13 protein-coding genes and 3 tRNA genes are annotated in these 15952 nt (G+C 71.7%); 4 read left to right on the top strand and 12 right to left on the bottom strand.

Translation table 11 applies throughout. From position 1 onward, the window contains the following. Positions 1-40: 40 nt before the first annotated feature. Together ACFP1K_RS11065 and ACFP1K_RS11060 are read right to left on the bottom strand one after the other, a co-directional pair. The gene (locus ACFP1K_RS11065) at positions 41-862 is read right to left on the bottom strand and encodes an SAM-dependent methyltransferase (protein WP_380750146.1); all 822 of its coding nucleotides are present in this window, start codon (positions 860-862) and stop codon (positions 41-43) included. Between the two features lie 154 nt (positions 863-1016). Next, a complete protein-coding gene (locus ACFP1K_RS11060; protein WP_380750143.1) occupies positions 1017-1574 on the bottom strand; it encodes a hypothetical protein in 558 nt (185 codons plus the stop codon). 214 nt (positions 1575-1788) lie between these two features. Between ACFP1K_RS11060 and ACFP1K_RS11055 the strand changes: the two genes are divergently transcribed. Beyond that, a complete protein-coding gene (locus ACFP1K_RS11055; protein ID WP_380750140.1) occupies positions 1789-3447 on the top strand; it encodes an FAD-dependent oxidoreductase in 1659 nt (552 codons plus the stop codon). Then, positions 3444-4910, top strand: coding sequence for an ATP-binding protein (locus tag ACFP1K_RS11050; protein ID WP_380750137.1), 1467 nt, complete (start codon positions 3444-3446; stop codon positions 4908-4910). The genes ACFP1K_RS11055 and ACFP1K_RS11050 overlap by 4 nt, the downstream gene beginning before the upstream one ends. Here ACFP1K_RS11050 and ACFP1K_RS11045 read toward each other — a convergent pair. The 3 genes from ACFP1K_RS11045 to ACFP1K_RS11035 form a co-directional block, all read right to left on the bottom strand. Further along, entirely contained in the window at positions 4897-5361 is a 465-nt protein-coding gene (locus tag ACFP1K_RS11045; RefSeq protein ID WP_380750134.1) for a DUF6114 domain-containing protein, read from the bottom strand. The two genes, ACFP1K_RS11050 and ACFP1K_RS11045, sit on opposite strands and share 14 nt — an antisense overlap. After that, on the bottom strand, positions 5352-5945 hold the full coding sequence (locus tag ACFP1K_RS11040; protein ID WP_380750131.1) for a DUF6230 family protein: 594 nt from the start codon (positions 5943-5945) through the stop codon (positions 5352-5354). The genes ACFP1K_RS11045 and ACFP1K_RS11040 overlap by 10 nt, the downstream gene beginning before the upstream one ends. A gap of 145 nt (positions 5946-6090) precedes the next feature. Continuing rightward, positions 6091-8082 (bottom strand): hypothetical protein, encoded by a 1992-nt coding sequence (locus ACFP1K_RS11035; RefSeq protein WP_380750128.1) that lies wholly within the window; start codon positions 8080-8082, stop codon positions 6091-6093. Positions 8083-8388: 306 nt separating this feature from the next. Between ACFP1K_RS11035 and ACFP1K_RS11030 the strand changes: the two genes are divergently transcribed. Continuing rightward, complete coding sequence (locus ACFP1K_RS11030; protein WP_380750125.1) at positions 8389-8973, top strand: TetR/AcrR family transcriptional regulator; 585 nt, start codon at positions 8389-8391, stop codon at positions 8971-8973. Positions 8974-9721: 748 nt separating this feature from the next. Here ACFP1K_RS11030 and ACFP1K_RS11025 read toward each other — a convergent pair. From ACFP1K_RS11025 to ACFP1K_RS11000, 6 genes are all read right to left on the bottom strand, one after another. Beyond that, entirely contained in the window at positions 9722-9943 is a 222-nt protein-coding gene (locus ACFP1K_RS11025; protein WP_380750122.1) for a hypothetical protein, read from the bottom strand. 627 nt (positions 9944-10570) lie between these two features. Next, positions 10571-10900 (bottom strand): hypothetical protein, encoded by a 330-nt coding sequence (locus ACFP1K_RS11020; protein ID WP_380750119.1) that lies wholly within the window; start codon positions 10898-10900, stop codon positions 10571-10573. 689 nt (positions 10901-11589) lie between these two features. After that, the gene (locus tag ACFP1K_RS11015; protein ID WP_380750116.1) at positions 11590-12309 is read right to left on the bottom strand and encodes a DUF3050 domain-containing protein; all 720 of its coding nucleotides are present in this window, start codon (positions 12307-12309) and stop codon (positions 11590-11592) included. A 436-nt stretch (positions 12310-12745) separates the two neighbouring features. Then, positions 12746-12820 (bottom strand) — tRNA-Val (locus tag ACFP1K_RS11010). 24 nt (positions 12821-12844) lie between these two features. Next, positions 12845-12915 (bottom strand) — tRNA-Cys (locus ACFP1K_RS11005). Positions 12916-12946: 31 nt separating this feature from the next. Continuing rightward, a tRNA-Gly gene (locus tag ACFP1K_RS11000) sits at positions 12947-13019 on the bottom strand. 164 nt (positions 13020-13183) lie between these two features. Between ACFP1K_RS11000 and hutH the strand changes: the two genes are divergently transcribed. Next, a complete protein-coding gene (gene hutH, locus ACFP1K_RS10995; RefSeq protein ID WP_380750404.1) occupies positions 13184-14728 on the top strand; it encodes a histidine ammonia-lyase in 1545 nt (514 codons plus the stop codon). On the opposite strand, the gene ACFP1K_RS10990 is transcribed toward hutH, so the two are convergent. Beyond that, entirely contained in the window at positions 14709-15926 is a 1218-nt protein-coding gene (locus ACFP1K_RS10990) for an NAD(P)-binding domain-containing protein (RefSeq protein WP_380750113.1), read from the bottom strand. The two genes, hutH and ACFP1K_RS10990, sit on opposite strands and share 20 nt — an antisense overlap. Positions 15927-15952: the final 26 nt, after the last annotated feature.

Below are 15952 nucleotides of genomic sequence, written 5' to 3'. Positions count from 1 at the left end.
GCGGCGGGGCGCGTCCGGCCCGGGAACCGGGAGGGGCGCCTCAGGGCTTGCGGGCCACCGCGCAGAACTGGGAGACCTGTTCCTGGGCGTCGAAGTCGTCGGGGGCGGCGCGCCACTGGGAGCAGGAGACGATGCCGGGGGGCAGGATGTCCAGGCCGGCGAAGTAGTCCCCGAGTTCCTTGGGGGAGCGCAGGGCCATGGGGGCGGTGCCCGCTTCGTTCCACTGGCGGACGGCTTCCAGCATGGCGTCGGTGTGGACCTCGGCGGTGGGGTGGGCGACGACCAGGTGGCTGCCGGAGGGAAGCTCGGCCAGGAGGCGGCGGACGATGCCGACGGCCTCCGCGTCGTCGGGGATGAAGTTGAGGACGCCGAGGAGCATCAGGCCCACGGGGCGGTCGAAGTCCAGGGTGCGGCCGGCGTGTTCCAGGATCAGGTCGACGTCCCGGATGTCGGCCTCGATGTAGTCGGTGGGGCCTTCGGGGGTGCCCACCAGCAGGGCGCGGGCGTGGGTGAGGACGATGGGGTCGTTGTCGACGTACACCACGCGGGTGTCGGGGGCCAGGGTCTGTGCCACCTCGTGGATGCCGTCGGCGGTCGGTAAGCCTGTGCCGATGTCCAGGAACTGGCGGATCCCCGCCTCGGCGACCAGGTGTCGCACGGCGCGGCCGAGGAACGCGCGGTCGGCGCGGGCCGCGTCCACCAGTGCGGGCATCACCTTGAGGATCTGGTCGCCCAGCTGGCGGTCGGCGGCGAAGTTGTCCTTGCCGCCCAGCCAGTAGTTCCATACCCGCGCCGAGTGCGCCACCGTGGGGTCGATCTTGGTGGGCTGTTCCGGGTCGAGCTGGGGCGTACTTTCGGACACAGGGGAGGCTAACCCTTCTCGCAGCGGCGCGATGAGATCGTGCAGAAGGCCAGCGTAGCTCTCGAACACCGTGAAACACGGTATTTCCGGGCCAAGTCGATAGTTGCTTGCTCAGATGTTTCGGACAACAGCAATTCGCGCGGCCGATCAGCGGTCAGGACGAGGAGTCGATGACCCGCTGCCACTGCGGGTCGCGGTACAGCACCACCGAGGTGCCGCGCAGCAGCTCGTCGGGGGCCGAGAGCATGACCAGCTCGCCGCCCGCCTCCATCTCGCGCAGCAGGTCGCGGACCCGCGGGCCCACCGGCAGCCGCCCGACCGGCAGATCCAGCTCCAGGCGGATCATGTCGGCGACCTCCGACAGCCGGAACGGTCCTTCGAAGCGCTCCACCATGTCGCGGACCAGCGCGCTGGTGATGAGCTGCTCGGCCTCGGTGTGCGCGACCTCCCAGACGAGCTGGACGTCACGCTTGCCGGTGGCGGCGCACGCGGCGCAGCGCCGGACGAACCCCGGCACGATCTCCTGGTCGGCCGAGCCGAGGCACGCCGAGCACTGGCCGGTCTCCATCGCGTGCAACTCGGCCGCCACCCGGTCGGGGAGCGGCTTCGCGCACGCGCACCGGAAGGTGCGGAACCCGCCGTGCACCAGGACGGCGTCGTCGGCGTCGTCGGGGATCTCTTGCCACTGCGCGGTGATCGTGTGACTCGTCATCGCCTGCGACTCTACCCAGTGGGCCAACGTCGATGAGCGGGGCCTATCCGCTCATCCTCGGAATTCTCAGCATTCTCTGAGTTTTGCTAAATAAGGGACTATTATCCCCTACCCTCCGGGCTTCGGCCCGGTCCGCCGCCTGTCCGGTCGCGGCCAGGGCGGGCGAGGGGGTGGGGGGAAGCACGGTGGTCCTGGCAGCGCTTAGATTTGAGCCATGGCGAACCCCGCGATTCTGACCGTAGACGACGACCCGGCCGTCTCACGATCCGTGGCCAGAGACGTCCGCCGCCGATACGGGGACCGGTATCGCGTGGTCCGCGCCGACTCCGGCCCGTCGGCCCTGGACGCGCTGCGCGAGATCAAGCTGCGCGGCGAACAGGTCGCTCTGCTGCTGGCGGACTACCGCATGCCCGAGATGAACGGCATCCAGTTCCTCGAATCCGCGATGGACCTCTTCCCGAGGGCCCGTCGCGTCCTGCTCACCGCGTACGCCGACACCGACGCCGCCATCGACGCGATCAACGTCGTCGACCTCGACCACTACCTGCTCAAGCCGTGGAACCCGCCGGAGGAGAAGCTCTACCCGGTGGTGGACGACCTGCTGGAGGCGTGGCTCGCCGCCCCCGACCAGTCGATCCCCGAGACCAAGGTCGTCGGCCACCGCTGGTCGGCCCCGTCGTTCGCCGTCCGCGACTTCCTGGCGCGCAACCTGGTGCCGTACCGCTGGCTGACCACCGAGGACGCCGAGGGCATGCGCCTGCTGGCCGCCGCGGGCGCCGACGCCGACGACGTGCCGCTGGTGATCACGCCGGACGGCGTCACCCTGGTCAAGCCGACCGAGGGCGCCCTGGCCGCCCACGTGGGCCTGACCACCACACCCGCCGCGGAGTTCTACGACCTGGTGGTGGTCGGCGCGGGCCCGGCCGGCCTCGGCGCCGCGGTGTACGGCGCCTCCGAGGGCCTGCGCACCGTCCTGGTCGAGCAGCGCGCCACCGGCGGGCAGGCGGGCCAGAGCAGCCGCATCGAGAACTACCTCGGCTTCCCCGACGGCGTGTCCGGCGCGCAGCTCACCGACCGCGCCCGCCGCCAGGCGCAGCGCTTCAACGCCGAGATCCTCACCACCCGCGAGGTCGTCGCGCTCGACTCCTGCGGCTCCACCCGGCTGATCCGCTTCGCCGACGGCACCTCCGTGGCCGCGCACACCGTCGTGCTGGCCACCGGCGTGTCGTACCGGCTGCTGGACGTGCCGGGCCTCGCCGAGCTCACCGGCCGCGGCGTGTTCTACGGCTCGGCGGCCACCGAGGCGCCGAGCTGCTCGGGCGAAGAGATCTACATCGTGGGCGGCGCCAACTCGGCGGGCCAGGCCGCGGTGTACTTCTCCAGGTACGCCCACAAGGTGCACATGCTGATCCGCGGTGCCGACCTCACCAGGTCCATGTCGAGCTACCTGATCGACCAGATCACGGCCAGGGACAACATCGAGGTCCACTCCCACACCCAGGTGGTCGGCGCGGAGGGCGGCGACCACCTGGAACGGCTCAGCCTGTGCGACCCCCGCTCGGGACAGGTCCGCGAGGTCCCCACCTCGTGGCTGTTCATCTTCATCGGCGCCGAGCCGCGCACCGACTGGCTGGACAAGGCCGTCGTCCGAGACGCGAACGGCTTCGTGCTCACCGGCTCGGACCTCGTGGTGGACGGCCGCCGTCCCCCGGGGTGGGCGCTGCCGCGCGACCCCTACCACCTGGAGTGCAGCATGCCCGGCGTCTTCGCCGCGGGCGACGTGCGCGCCTACTCGGTCAAACGGGTCGCCTCGGCGGTGGGGGAGGGCGCGATGGCGGTTTCCCTGATCCATCGCTACCTGGAGGCCCAATGACCATGCGCGACGAGCTCAGCGACGACACGGGCGAGACCGGCGTGACCGGCGACCGCCTCACCGCCGCCGAGCTGCGCACCCTCTTCCTGTTCGAGTCCCTGAACGACGAGCAGCTCGCCAGGTTCGTCGAGCACGGCCGGGTGGAGCGGTACGAGGGCGGCGCGGTCATCTGCCGGGAGGGCGATCCCGCCACCTGCTTCTACGTGCTGCTGCACGGCACCATCGCCTTGAGCAGGCTGGTCCACGGCGACGAGGTCGAGTTCAACCGCACCGAGCAGCCCGGCGTCTACACCGGCGCCGTGCAGGCGTACCTCGCCGGGCGGATCGACCAGGTCTACTACTCCAGCGCGCACGCCATCACCGAGGTGCAGATGTTCACCCTGCCCGCCGACGTGCTCGGCGGGGCGCTGCGCGACTGGTTCCCCATGGCCACCCACATGCTGGAGGGCCTGTTCTTCGGCATGCGGGCCACCCAGACCATCGTCGGCGAGCGGGAGCGGCTGCTCGCGCTCGGCTCGCTGTCGGCCGGCCTGACCCACGAGCTGAACAACCCCGCCGCGGCTGCCGTGCGGGCGACCGCCGTGCTGCGCGAGCGTGTCGCGGGCATGCGGCACAAGCTCGCCATGATCGCCGACGGCAGGCTGGACGGCACGCGGCTGCGGCGCCTGGTCGAGCTGCAGGAGGAGGCCGTCAAGCGGGTGGCGAGCGCCCCGCCGCTGTCGCCGCTCGCCACCGCCGACGCCGAGGACGCGCTCGGCGACTGGCTGGACGACCACGACATCACCGGCGGCTGGGAGATCGCCGCCACGCTGGTCGCCGGGGGAGTGGACCCCGAGTGGCTGGAGCGCATCGCGGGCGCGATCGGCGGGGAGAACCTCGAGGCGGCCATCAGGTGGCTGACCTACACCGTCGACACCGAGCAGCTGATGAACGAGATCAACGACGCGGTGACCCGCGTCTCGACCCTGGTGGCGGCGGCCAAGCAGTACTCCCAGCTCGACCGGGCGCCGTACCAGACGGTGAACGTGCACGAGCTGCTCGGCGCCACGCTGACCATGATGCAGGCCAAGATCCCGCAGGGGGTGCGCGTCGTCAAAGAGTTCGACCACACGCTGCCGCCGATCCCGGCGTACGCCGCCGAGCTCAACCAGGTGTGGACCAACCTGATCGACAACGCCCTCTGCGCGATGAAGGCCGACGGCGGCACCCTCACCGTGCGCACCGGCCACGAGGCAGACCGGATCTTCGTCGAGATCGGGGACACCGGTCACGGCATCCCGGCCGAGGTCCGTCCGCGCATCTTCGAGCCGTTCTTCACCACCAAGCCGGTCGGCGAGGGCACCGGGCTCGGCCTGGACATCTCCTACCGGATCGTCGTCAACAAGCACCACGGCGACATCCAGGTGGAGTCCACTCCCGGGGACACCAGGTTCCGGGTGGTGCTGCCGATCAGCGAGAGCTGACCTTCTCCTCGTCCGCCCGCCCGCCCTCGGCCGGCCCGCCCGCGGGTACCGCCGCCGGGCGGACGGGACCCGGCGCCCACGCGGCGGTGGTGGCGCCGCCGAGCAGCCCGAGGAACGCGCCGAGCAGGAAGCCGCCCACGTTGACGTACACCACGGAGGTGGCCGAGAGCAGGACTGCCGTCACGCCGAGGAACACCCGCTGGGCGGGCTGCAGCCAGATCACCACGCCGAGCAGGATCAGCGTGATCGACAGCAGGTACGCGATCCCGGCGCCCGCCGAGTGGATGGCAATGAACAGCCCCCGCGAGCTGAACGGGACGCTGAGCAGTTCGGCCCCCGCCAGCACCGTGCACACCCCGCCCCAGAACGGCCTGCTCCGCCGCCAGGACCGCGCGTGCCGCCGGGCCCTCCGCAGGAGTCTCCGGTCGGGACGCAGCCGGGCTAGAAGCATTCCGGGCCGTCCCTGCGGACGGTGAGCTTGGCGTCCGGGACGTTGAACATGGCGGCGGTCACCGCCCAGGAGACCTCCCGGAAGTTCTTGATGACGCCGGAGGTGCCCTGCTGGCCGAAGACGCCGGGCGGGCCGCTCTTGCCCGGCACGTTGTCCAGGGTGGCGGCGTCCCTGCCGACCTCCAGGCCGTAGTAGGTGATGTCGCCGGCCAGCATGATCTCGTAGGTCGTCAGGTCCTTGACGACCACCGGCCTGTCGTGGCCGCCGGTCACCCGCAGGGTCACCGGGCCCACCGGGGTGCTCATCACGACGCTCTGGCAGAAGTCGATGGCCGTGAGGTGCGTGACGTTGTTGACCAGGACGGGGATGCGGTCGCCCTCGGCGTTCACCACGTAGCCGCCGTACGAGGAGAACGGCCCCTGCCGTACTTCCGCCGCCGCGGCCTTGATCTTGTCGTTCGACACCACGAACGCGGCGCCGATCGCGCCGTTCATGATCGCCCCCACCAGCATCGCGATCACCACCGCCCCGGGCACGAAGACCAGCGCGAATCGCGCCCAGCGCACCCGCCCCTCTACCCGCATGCGGCCCCCGTTCACCCGCGCGCGGTCGACCCGGCGCACAACCCCCGACGAAGATCATGAATGCCCGGCGGCCGGGTGCGGAAAACCATCCGGCCCGCCAGGACATCGCTAAGGCCGTCCCGGCGGGCCGTATGGCCGTGGTGGGTCAGACGGGCAGGTAGCCGAGCCGTCCGTCCACGTGCCGGCCCTCACAGGCCGGGTCGGTGGAGTCGAAGTGGTCCCCGCCGCCGTGCACGACGCACCGGTACAGCGCGACCGACGCCGTGCCGGACGGCTGCGCCGTGTGGATGTGGCCGAGCAGCCGCACCACCTCGTGTCCCTCGCAGCCCGGGTCGGTGGAGGTGAAGTGGTCGGAGCCGATCCGGCACGAGGTCAGCGGGAGGGTGCCCGCCTGCGCGTTCACCGGCAGCAACCCGAGCACGCCCTCGGGTGTCCAGCCCACCCCCGGGGTGGCGGTCTCGGTGTGGTGGTCGCCCGCCTGGTTGTTGTAGCGGGACAGCTGCGAGTAGGCGTCCCGGAACGTGAAGCTCTGGTGCGCGGCGAACGTGCAGGGCGACACCGTGTAGGGCGCGTCCGCGGCCCCGGCGCCGTCCCGCACACCGAGGCAGTCCCGCGCGCCGTACGCCACGGCCACCCATGTGCCGGCCGGCTCGGGCTTGAGGTCGAAGCGCTGCCCGGTCGCCTCGGCGCACGGCTGCGTGACGGCGGCCGCGCCGGTGCCCGTCGTGGTGACGCACAGGCCGTTCAGCGCCGACACCAGGGCGAACCGGCCGTACGACCGGAGACGGGCGGCGCGCCAGGCCGCGTGCGGCGCGGCGGCGAGGGATGACGGGCCCTGCCGCACCTCGGCGCCCGGCTGCCGGGACGCGCCCGCGACGACGGCCGGGGCGCCGGTGTGGCGGGGGAGCAGCACCGAGAACCGGTCCGCGGCCGGGTAGGGGCGGTTGAGGTAGGACAGCTCGCGGAGGTAGGCGGCGGCCAGCGAGCGGTAGCCCGCCTCGTTCGGGTGCGCGGCACCCCAGATGTTGTCCTGCTTGGCCTGGCTCTCGTCCACGTTGTTGACGTACTTGCGGTCCGCGGGGTCGCACCAGGCGTGGCCGCTCCAGCTCTCCTGCTCCACCACGTGCCAGCGGGGGCCCGGCCGGCCGTCGTCGGCGTTGGCCCGCGTCACCGCGGCGCGGATGGCGTCGTTCAGCCCGCCGATCACGGCGGTGGAGATCCAGCGGGTCTCCAGGCCGTCGATGAATTCGTACGGGAGGCCGCCTCCCTCGTAGCAGTAGGCCCCGGTCACGGTCTTCGTCATGTCGGGGTAGGTCGCCCAGTACACGTCCCGCACGCGCGCTCGCAGCGTCTTGCCGTTGCCGTCGGCGTCACCCTGGATCGCGGTGATGAGGCGGTCCAGCTTGCCGCGCAGGTCGGCACGCCATTGGGCGTGGTCGCTCGCGATCTGCTCGATGCCGCAGTTGTTGAACGGCTGCGCGCAGGCCTCGATGATCGGCACGAAGCCGGTGTCGTTGCCGCCCGCGCCGATGGTGAGGACGTCGATGATCCGGTCACCGGCCTCCGCGTTGGCCTGGTCGATCTGCGAGTCCTTCCCGGCCGTGCCGGCCGACCGCTGCGGGGTGAGGATGCCGCCGTCGCCGTCCGGGCTCGACTCCACCGCGGCGCCGCTGCAGGTGTAGTCGTAGTGCGTGAAGTCGTCCCCGTAGGGGCTCGTGGTCCGCAGCTGCTTGAGCACCTGCCTGATGCCCGACAGCTCGGAGCGGTAGCAGGCGTCGTCCACCCACTTACGGCGCGGGTAGGCGTCCGGGTCGAGGTTCGGCGCGCCCTGACCGGCGGCGTAGGAGTCGCCGAGCGACATGACGCGGGTGGTGCGGGCGTCCGGGTTCGGAAGCTGCGGGGGATCGTCCGGGTCGCCGGGGTTCCCGCAGCCCTCCGGCGGGCACTGCGGGGTCGCGGCCAGGGCCGGAGGTGTGCCGGGCAGGCCGGGTAACGCCACGAGGGCGCCCGCGGCGAGCGCCAGCACGGTGGCCAGCGTGGCGATCCGCCGGCGCGCGGGCCGTGGCGTGCCGTTCGCGGCGGGACGGGGCTCCGCGCCGGACGGCTGGAGCGGATCGGGCGGCGTGGTCGAGGACATGGTGACTCCTTCGGGTCTGGATCAAGGGATCGCATGGAACGATCCATGCGCATGCCGCGAACCGTTCCGGCGCACGGAACGGAGGGTCCGGGGTGCGTGGAGCAGCCGTCCGAGGTGGATGGGACGGAGGGTCCGGGGTGCGTGGAGCAGCCGTCCCAGGTGGATGGGACGGGGTGTTCCGGCTGCGCGGAGCGTTCCGGCAGGGAACGGCCACGGCTCGCGCGGCGGGGAACCGGGGGCGGTCACCGGCCACTCGCCGTGCTTGACATGGTGTCAAGCGGTGACACTAAGGCTATGCTTTACACCGTGTCAAGTGGTGATCCGGCGACCAGGGCCAGAATCCTCCGCGCCGCCCGCGAGCTGATCGAGGAACAGCGGGGGACGGGCCCGTCGATGGCCGAGGTGGCCAAGCGCGCCGGCACCTCACGGCAGGCGCTCTACCTGCACTTCGCGGACCGCACCGCGCTGTTCCTCGAGGTGACCAGGGACGCCGACGCCACCGCGCGCACCCCCGCCGAGCAGCGCCGCGTGGACGAGGCGCCGACCGCGCGGGACGCGCTGGCCGAGGCGGTCGCGCTGCAGTGCCGGCTCAAGCCCCGCCTGCACGCCGTCGCCACCGCCCTGGACACGCTGCGGCGCGCCGACGACGCCGCCGGCGCCGCATGGGAGGAACGCGAGCAGGCCCGCCTCACCCGCTGCGAGCACGTGACCCGCCGCCTCGCCGAGGAGGACGCGCTGTCGGCCGAGTGGACCCCCGCCACCGCCGCCCGCCTCATGTGGGCCCTCACCTCCCAGCGCGTGTGGGAGGACCTCGTCCTAGGCCAGGGCTGGTCCGCCGACCAGTACACCCGCCACGTCACCGACCTGCTGGAACGCGCCCTGCTCCGCTGACCCCTACCGCGCGGCCTGCACCGTCCAGCCGTAAGCCGAGGATGGCGTCGGGGGCCGGGCATGCCGTGCCCGAGCCGCGAGCCGAGCCACATCCGCCGCTGCCCGATCTAGCAGCCCCCCATGCCACCGTTCCGCGGTCGCCGCGTGATCGGCCGGCCCCCCGATGTGACGGTCTACGCCGCCAGGAGCCGGCCGAGCGCCGCCCGCCGGCCGGGGAAGGGGCCGGAGGTCCGGCCCCGGCCCGTGCCGCCCAGCCCGCCGGAATCGTTTCCCGAAGACTCCACCGACGCCACGGTCACGATGCCTTCCCTTTTCGGCATGCCGTTTCACGCATGCCTGCTCGACCAAACAAGAATGCGAACCGAATGAGCACACGCGAAACCGAGAAGCGCCCCGAAGAATTGCCACCCCAAGGCGGCGACCAAGCCCTTGGGAGCGCTCCCACCAAGTCCGACCACCATACGACAGAGGAAAACAGCCCCGCAAGATACCTTGTGCACCCGCTGATCCGCCCACCGGGCCCCCTTTCGCGGCACCATTGCGTTCCACCCGGCTTCTTGCTCCTATTCGGCTCGGCACACCCCCGGACGCCACCTTCGGGACGCGTCTCCCGTGCGCACGACGCCAGAAACACCGGGCGCCGCGAGGAAAAGCAGTACCCGGTCCCACGGGGTCCGGAGAGTTTCAAGAGAGGCGCCGATGAACGGCGACGCCGGACCCCCGCGTGATCGGCTCGGACGGAAAGCGGTCAGGGCAGGAACAGCCGGAACGCGGCGAGTCCTCTGAACGTGGCGACGAACAGGACACCGCACTCGGTCAGCGCCACATCCAGGACGTGGGTTTCGAGCGTCAGCTTGAGCAGCGGCTCCGGCACGCTCAGCCGCCGGATCTCGATCTCGCCGCCGGGCCTGGCGAGCGCGACGAGGTCCCCGGTGTGGTGAAGGCGTGGCGGGACCCAGGTGCCTCCCATCCCACACCACGGCGTCCAGCCCGTGGCCACCGGTGAGCGACGTCACCCAGGGCGGCCAGGGTGAGCGGCCAGGAGATCGCGTCGACCGGGGCCGGCGGCTCGTCTACGGCGTCCGGACGTCGGTCACCTGACAGAGGTGGTCGGTGGTGAAGGCGCGGTACTCGACACGTCCCCGAGATTCGATCGGCCGTCAGCCCGGCATCGGTGGCAAGCGTCGGCAGGAGTTCGCCGGTCCGCAGGTCGCGAACGTGAGTGATTTTTCAGCCTTGCCAGCCGACTGAGGCCGACCGGCGAGCCGCCCGCCGACACCGCAGTGACGAAAGTGGCGATTTCGTAGGTGCGTTCCGCGTCGGCGGACAGCACGTGCCGGCCCGCCCGTCGTCCCGTCCCAGACCCTGCCCCACGGCGCCGATGTGTCCACGAGCGCCGGCCGCGTCCGCACCCGAGGGAAGCCGCCGTGCTCGGCCTGGCCCTGCCCCTCACCGTGGTGTGCGGCCTGTGGCCGCGACGGCTCTCCTCTACCTGGCCGGGTGCGCTTCCCGCCGCCGCCCTCTGCGCCGGTCCGCGCCGCGTCCTGGTCGCCATGCCCCGTCGGCGGGGCCCGGCGGCCAGTCGCGGCGGGCGGGACTACTCGGCGTACCAGTGGCAGCGGTGCCACCAGTACGGGCAGCAGTGGTACCAGGGCTGGTAGCGGTGCCACCACCAGCACCACAGTGGGCGCCAGGGGAACCAGACGTCCCATGGGATGAATCGGTGGATCGGGACGATCTCTGGGATCCTCAGTTCGGTGAGGTCGGACTTGGACAGCTCCAGGCCGGCCTCGCGGGTGAGTTCGAGCACCGACAGCCCGGACGTTCCTCCGTCGCGGGCCCTGTCCTCGGTGATCCGGCGCAGCCGTTCGAAGACTTCCCCGGCTTCGGCGTTCGCCCGTAGGAACACTTCGTCGCTCTCTGGCATCTCAGCCCCCTTCGATGTCGCTCGTGCCATGTCACCGATGGTGACGGTGGCGGCGCGCTGCGACATCGGGGACGGGCCTGGGGAAACCACTAGGAACACGCCTCGCCGGCCGCCCTGGGGGAGGTCTCCGTGGCGAGGGTGGGCAGTCGCGGAGGCGTCTTCATCGCCGCCTCCGCGAATTCGCACCCGTCGCGGTCCTGAGGCAGGCCGGTGAGAATTGCGCTCACCGCGCGGCCCCGGGGTCCGCTGCTCCCCGTATTCGAGCGCCTGGAACGGGCATTCCAATTGACCGGCGTCCTTGGCTGTTACTGCCTTCAAGGACTTCTGGTGTTCAAATTCGGCAACGATGTGCCGAAGCGTGCCTGCGGCCTATGGGAGGCATTGTGCTACCTGGCCGCCGCTATCTGTTCGCCGGCGCTCGTTCGGTGGGATAACGCCTTCCGATATGCGTGTTCCGCCTGTTCCGGTCTTCTGGAGTGTCGTGAAATTTACATGACGGCTTTTCAAATCTTCGGGTGCGGTGGGCGGGCCGGGGACCCTGCCGTGAGCAGGCACGGCAGGGTCCCCGGCCCGCCCCAGCCCGACACCTGTGTCAGGCCGTCGGTGGTTCGCGCACCGTTGTCGGGTCTCCTCTGGACCCGGAGCGGGCAATGGTCGGCGTCACCCGTGGCCGGGCACCGACCACCGGCTCAGTGGCCGGCTGAGGTGGTCACGCGGCCGGCCAGGATGGCGCCGTGGATGGAGTCCCAGAGTTGGATTCGGGCGTTCATCGCGGTGTTCACGGTGTTCGCGCACTCGTCCCACTTGACCTTGTCGTCGCCGCACAGGTCGATGAGCATCTGCATGGCCATGGGGGTGTGCTCGTCGGCGTCGACCTCGATGTGCCGGGCCAGGTAGTCCTTGAAGTGCGCGAGTTTGCCGCCGTGGTCGTCGATCCGGATGACTCTCTCGAACATCTCCGGGATGAGGTCCTCGCGGCCGAAGGCGAAGGCGGCGGCCTGGCAGTGCGCCGGAGCCATGTCCAGGATGCCCCAGGTCGTGGCGACGAAGTCCGCGGCGGCCTTCGGCACGCCCTCGGTCGTCAGCGCCTCGGGCACGCTTTCCCCGGCGCGCAGCCGGTCGATGAAGGTCTCCACGGGCACCGTGCTCGTCCCGGCCTGACGCATCCCCTGCATGTAGAGCTCGAAGTGGCTGCTGTAGCCGTCCTCCATCTCGTCGCTCTCCTCGACCAGGACGATCTCGTTGACCAGCCGCCGGCAGACCGTCGGTCCCTCGGGCGTCCACGGCACCCGTACGCAGGTGAGCTGAAGCTGCAGGCTCTTCAGCAGGGACATGAAGTCCCAGACCGCGAACACGTGATGTGCCATGAATGTATTCACGTCGTCGATCTCCACCATCGACTGATACATCTCGTGCGCCAGGACCTTTTGCCGAATCGGCTCGATAGCTCCCTTCAGCGCATTGAGGCCGGAATGGTCGGCATCGAAGTGATAGCGCGACATCGCCATGGAGACGCTCCAGACAGTCTCGACTCCGGGAGGGGCTATTCTTTGCCCGGTCCCGCTCAGTCAGATAGTTTCCCACTTGACCAACTAATTCAAGCCATGTAAACCCCCTAGGGGGGAAGCGGAATAACAAATCCCCTAGGGGGGCCCAGAATTCAGCGCGACGCACTTTCCGCCGCCGCGCCACCCCGGCGGGACGTGGCGGAGCCGGTGCGGGTCCACGCGTCGTGGGGCTCAGAGGTGGCCCGGAAACACAGCGGCGCCGTACCCGGAACCGGGTACGGCGCCACACACGCTCACGTGACCTCACCGGCGGCCCTGGCCGCTGGTGAGACACCTATGGTGGGCGATACTGGGATTGAACCAGTGACCTCTACCGTGTCAAGGTAGCGCTCTCCCACTGAGCTAATCGCCCGGGTGTTCGCCGGATGGGAACTTGAGGTGGAGACGGGATTTGAACCCGTGTACGCGGCTTTGCAGGCCGCTGCCTCGCCTCTCGGCCACTCCACCGGGCGAGGCCCCGGCAGGCAAGGCCTCTCCGAGCGGACGACGGGATTCGAACCCGCGACCCTCACCTTGGCAAGGTGATGCTCTACCAGCTGAGCCACGTCCGCGTGATCTGCCGGTGAACACCCGGCCTCACGCAGAGAACTCTAGCGAATCCCGGCCAAGTCCCCAAACCGAAACCCGGGTGGCGGCGGCGTCCCGGGTCGGGGGGACGATCGGGTAAGGGGCTACCATGCTTGGCACTGGTTACCGAGCGGAGAGTGGCGGCGGGATGGGCAGCGAGGTCGTGGAGGTCGGAGCGGGGGAACTCGGCTTCGGTCAGGTGGTCGAGGTGGCCCGGCGCGGGGCGGCGGTGCGGCTCGGCGACGAGGCGGTCACCGCGATCACCCGGGCCCGGACGAGGATCGACGAGCTCGCGCAGAGCCCCACGCCGGCGTACGGCGTCTCCACCGGGTTCGGGGCGCTCGCCACCCGGCACATCGACCCGGCGCTGCGCGCGCGGTTGCAGCGCTCGCTGGTGCGCTCGCACGCCGCGGGGTCGGGGCCCGAGGTGGAGGACGAGGTGATCCGGGCGATGATGCTGCTGCGCCTGCGCACCCTCGCCACCGGGCACACCGGGGTGCGGCCCGCGACCGCCAGGCTGCTCGCCGGCCTGCTCAGTGCAGGGATCACCCCGGTGGTGCACGAGTACGGCAGCCTGGGCTGCTCGGGGGACCTGGCGCCGCTGTCCCACGTCGCGCTCGCGCTGATGGGCGAGGGCGCCGTGCGGGTGCGCGGCGGCGAGCCCGTGCCGGCCGGCGAGGCGCTGAAGGAGGCGGGGCTGGAGCCGGTGGAACTGGCCGCCAAGGAGGGTCTCGCCTTGATCAACGGCACCGACGGCATGCTCGGCATGCTGATCCTGGCCCTGGACGACCTGACCCGCCTGCTGCGCACCGCCGACCTCGCCGCCGCGATGAGCGTGGAGGCGCTGCTCGGCACCGACCGGGTGTTCGCCCCCGAGCTGCAGGCGCTGCGCCCGCACCCGGGGCAGGCCGCGTCCGCGGCGAACCTCATGGCGCTGCTGCGCGACTCGCCGATCATGGCCTCGCACCGCGACGACACCTGCACCCGCGTCCAGGACGCCTATTCCCTGCGCTGCGCCCCCCAGGTCGCCGGGGCCGCCCGCGACACCGTCGCGCACGCCGCCGCCGTGGCGGCCCGCGAGCTGGTGGCCGCCATCGACAACCCGGTCGTGCTGGACGACGGCCGCGTCGAGTCCAACGGCAACTTCCACGGCGCCCCCGTCGGGTACGTCCTGGACTTCCTGGCCATCGCCGCCGCCGACGTCGCCTCCATGTCCGAGCGCCGCACCGACCGCATGCTCGACGTCTCCCGCAGCCACGGCCTCCCGGCCTTCCTCGCCGACGACCCCGGCGTCGACTCCGGCCACATGATCGCCCAGTACACCCAGGCGGCCATCGTGTCGGAGCTGAAGCGCCTCGCCGTCCCCGCCAGCGTCGACTCGATCCCGAGCTCGGCCATGCAGGAGGACCACGTCTCCATGGGCTGGTCCGCCGCCAGGAAGCTCCGCCGCTCCGTCGACGGCCTGACCCGCGTGCTCGCCGTGGAGATCCTCACCGCCGCCCGCGCCCTGGACCTGCGGCGGCCCCTGACCCCGGCCCCCGCCACTGCCGCCGTGGTCGCCGCCGTCCGCCTGGAGACCCCCGGCCCCGGCCCCGACCGCTACCTGGCCCCCGAGATCGAGTCGGTGACCCGGATGGTCGAGGCCGGCACCCTGCTGACCGCCGCCGAGTCGGTCACCGGCCCCCTGGCCTGACCGGCGCGGGGAGCGCGGCGACGACGTCCACCTCGATCAGCAGCCCGGGACGGAACAGCCGCGGGACCTCCACGGTCGTGCTGGACGGCGGCGGCCCGGTGATGCGGCGCCGGCGGACGTCGGCGTAGCCCGGCAGGTCCGCCATGTCGGTGAGGTGACTGCGGATGTTGACCACGTCGTCCAGGGTGCAGCCCTGGTCGGCGAGGATGCGCTCCAGGTAGTCGAAGACGCACTCCGCCTGCCGCGTGATGTCCCCCTCGCCGACCACCTCGCCGTGCTCGTCCAGCGCGGCCTGGCCGGAGACGAAGAGCAGGCCCCCCGAGCGGACGGCGTGGGAGTACGCCCCGGCGGGGGCGGGCACCGAGGACGGGTTGAGCCTGACGGGCCGGGACGGCCGGGACGCGGCCACCGAGGGGATGACGGCGGTGAGGTCGGCGTCCCCCAGGCCCTCGGCGACGGCGGCCTCCAGCCGGTCCCTGGCGGCCGCGGCGAGGGTCTGGGTGTCGTGCGCGGCCAGGGTGAGGTCTTTGGCGGCCAGGCCCAGGGCGTACCGCGCGGGCGGCGGCCCGTCGAGCACGGCCGGGCGCAGGCGCTCGGCCAGGCCGCCGAGCGGCGTGGCGGACAGCACGTCCAGCAGGGCCGCGCGGTCGACCCCCTGGGCGGCGGCGTAGGCGAGCGTCTCGGCGAGCAGCACTTGGGCGGGAACCACCGCGCTCATCACGGCGAGCTTCATGGCCGCCCCCGCCCCGAGGGGCCCGGCCTCGCGCACGGTGCCGAAGACCCGCAGCACCTCACGGCAGCGGTCCAGGTCGGCCGGCGCCCCCCCGGCGAGCACGAGGAGCGTGCCGTCCGCGGCGGGCCCGACGCTGCCGAGCACTGGCGCGTCCACCAGGCCGACGTCCCCGGGCAGCGACGCCCGCAGCCGCGCCACAGCCTCCGGCCCGATGGTGGACATCTCCACCACCAGGGCCCCCGCGCGAGGCCGGGCCGCCGCCAGCACCTCCCGCACCGCCGCCGGGTCCCGCAGCATGGTGACGACCAGGTCGGCGTCCGCCGCCGCCTCCGCCGCCGTGGCGGCCATCCTCACGCCGGGGACTTCCTTGGCCGTGCGGTTCCACGCCGTCACCTCGTGCCCGGCGGCGGCGAGGCGGCGTGCCATGGGGACGCCCATGCGTCCCAGTCCGAGAAATGCGATCACCCGCCCGACGCTACGCCGCGCCCGAG

The sequence above is a fragment of the Sphaerisporangium aureirubrum genome, from assembly GCF_042658925.1.
Taxonomy (GTDB): Bacteria; Actinomycetota; Actinomycetes; order Streptosporangiales; family Streptosporangiaceae; genus Sphaerisporangium; species Sphaerisporangium aureirubrum.
The sequence above is the reverse complement of the archived record's forward strand: the minus strand, read 5'-3'. Positions and strand labels throughout refer to the sequence as shown.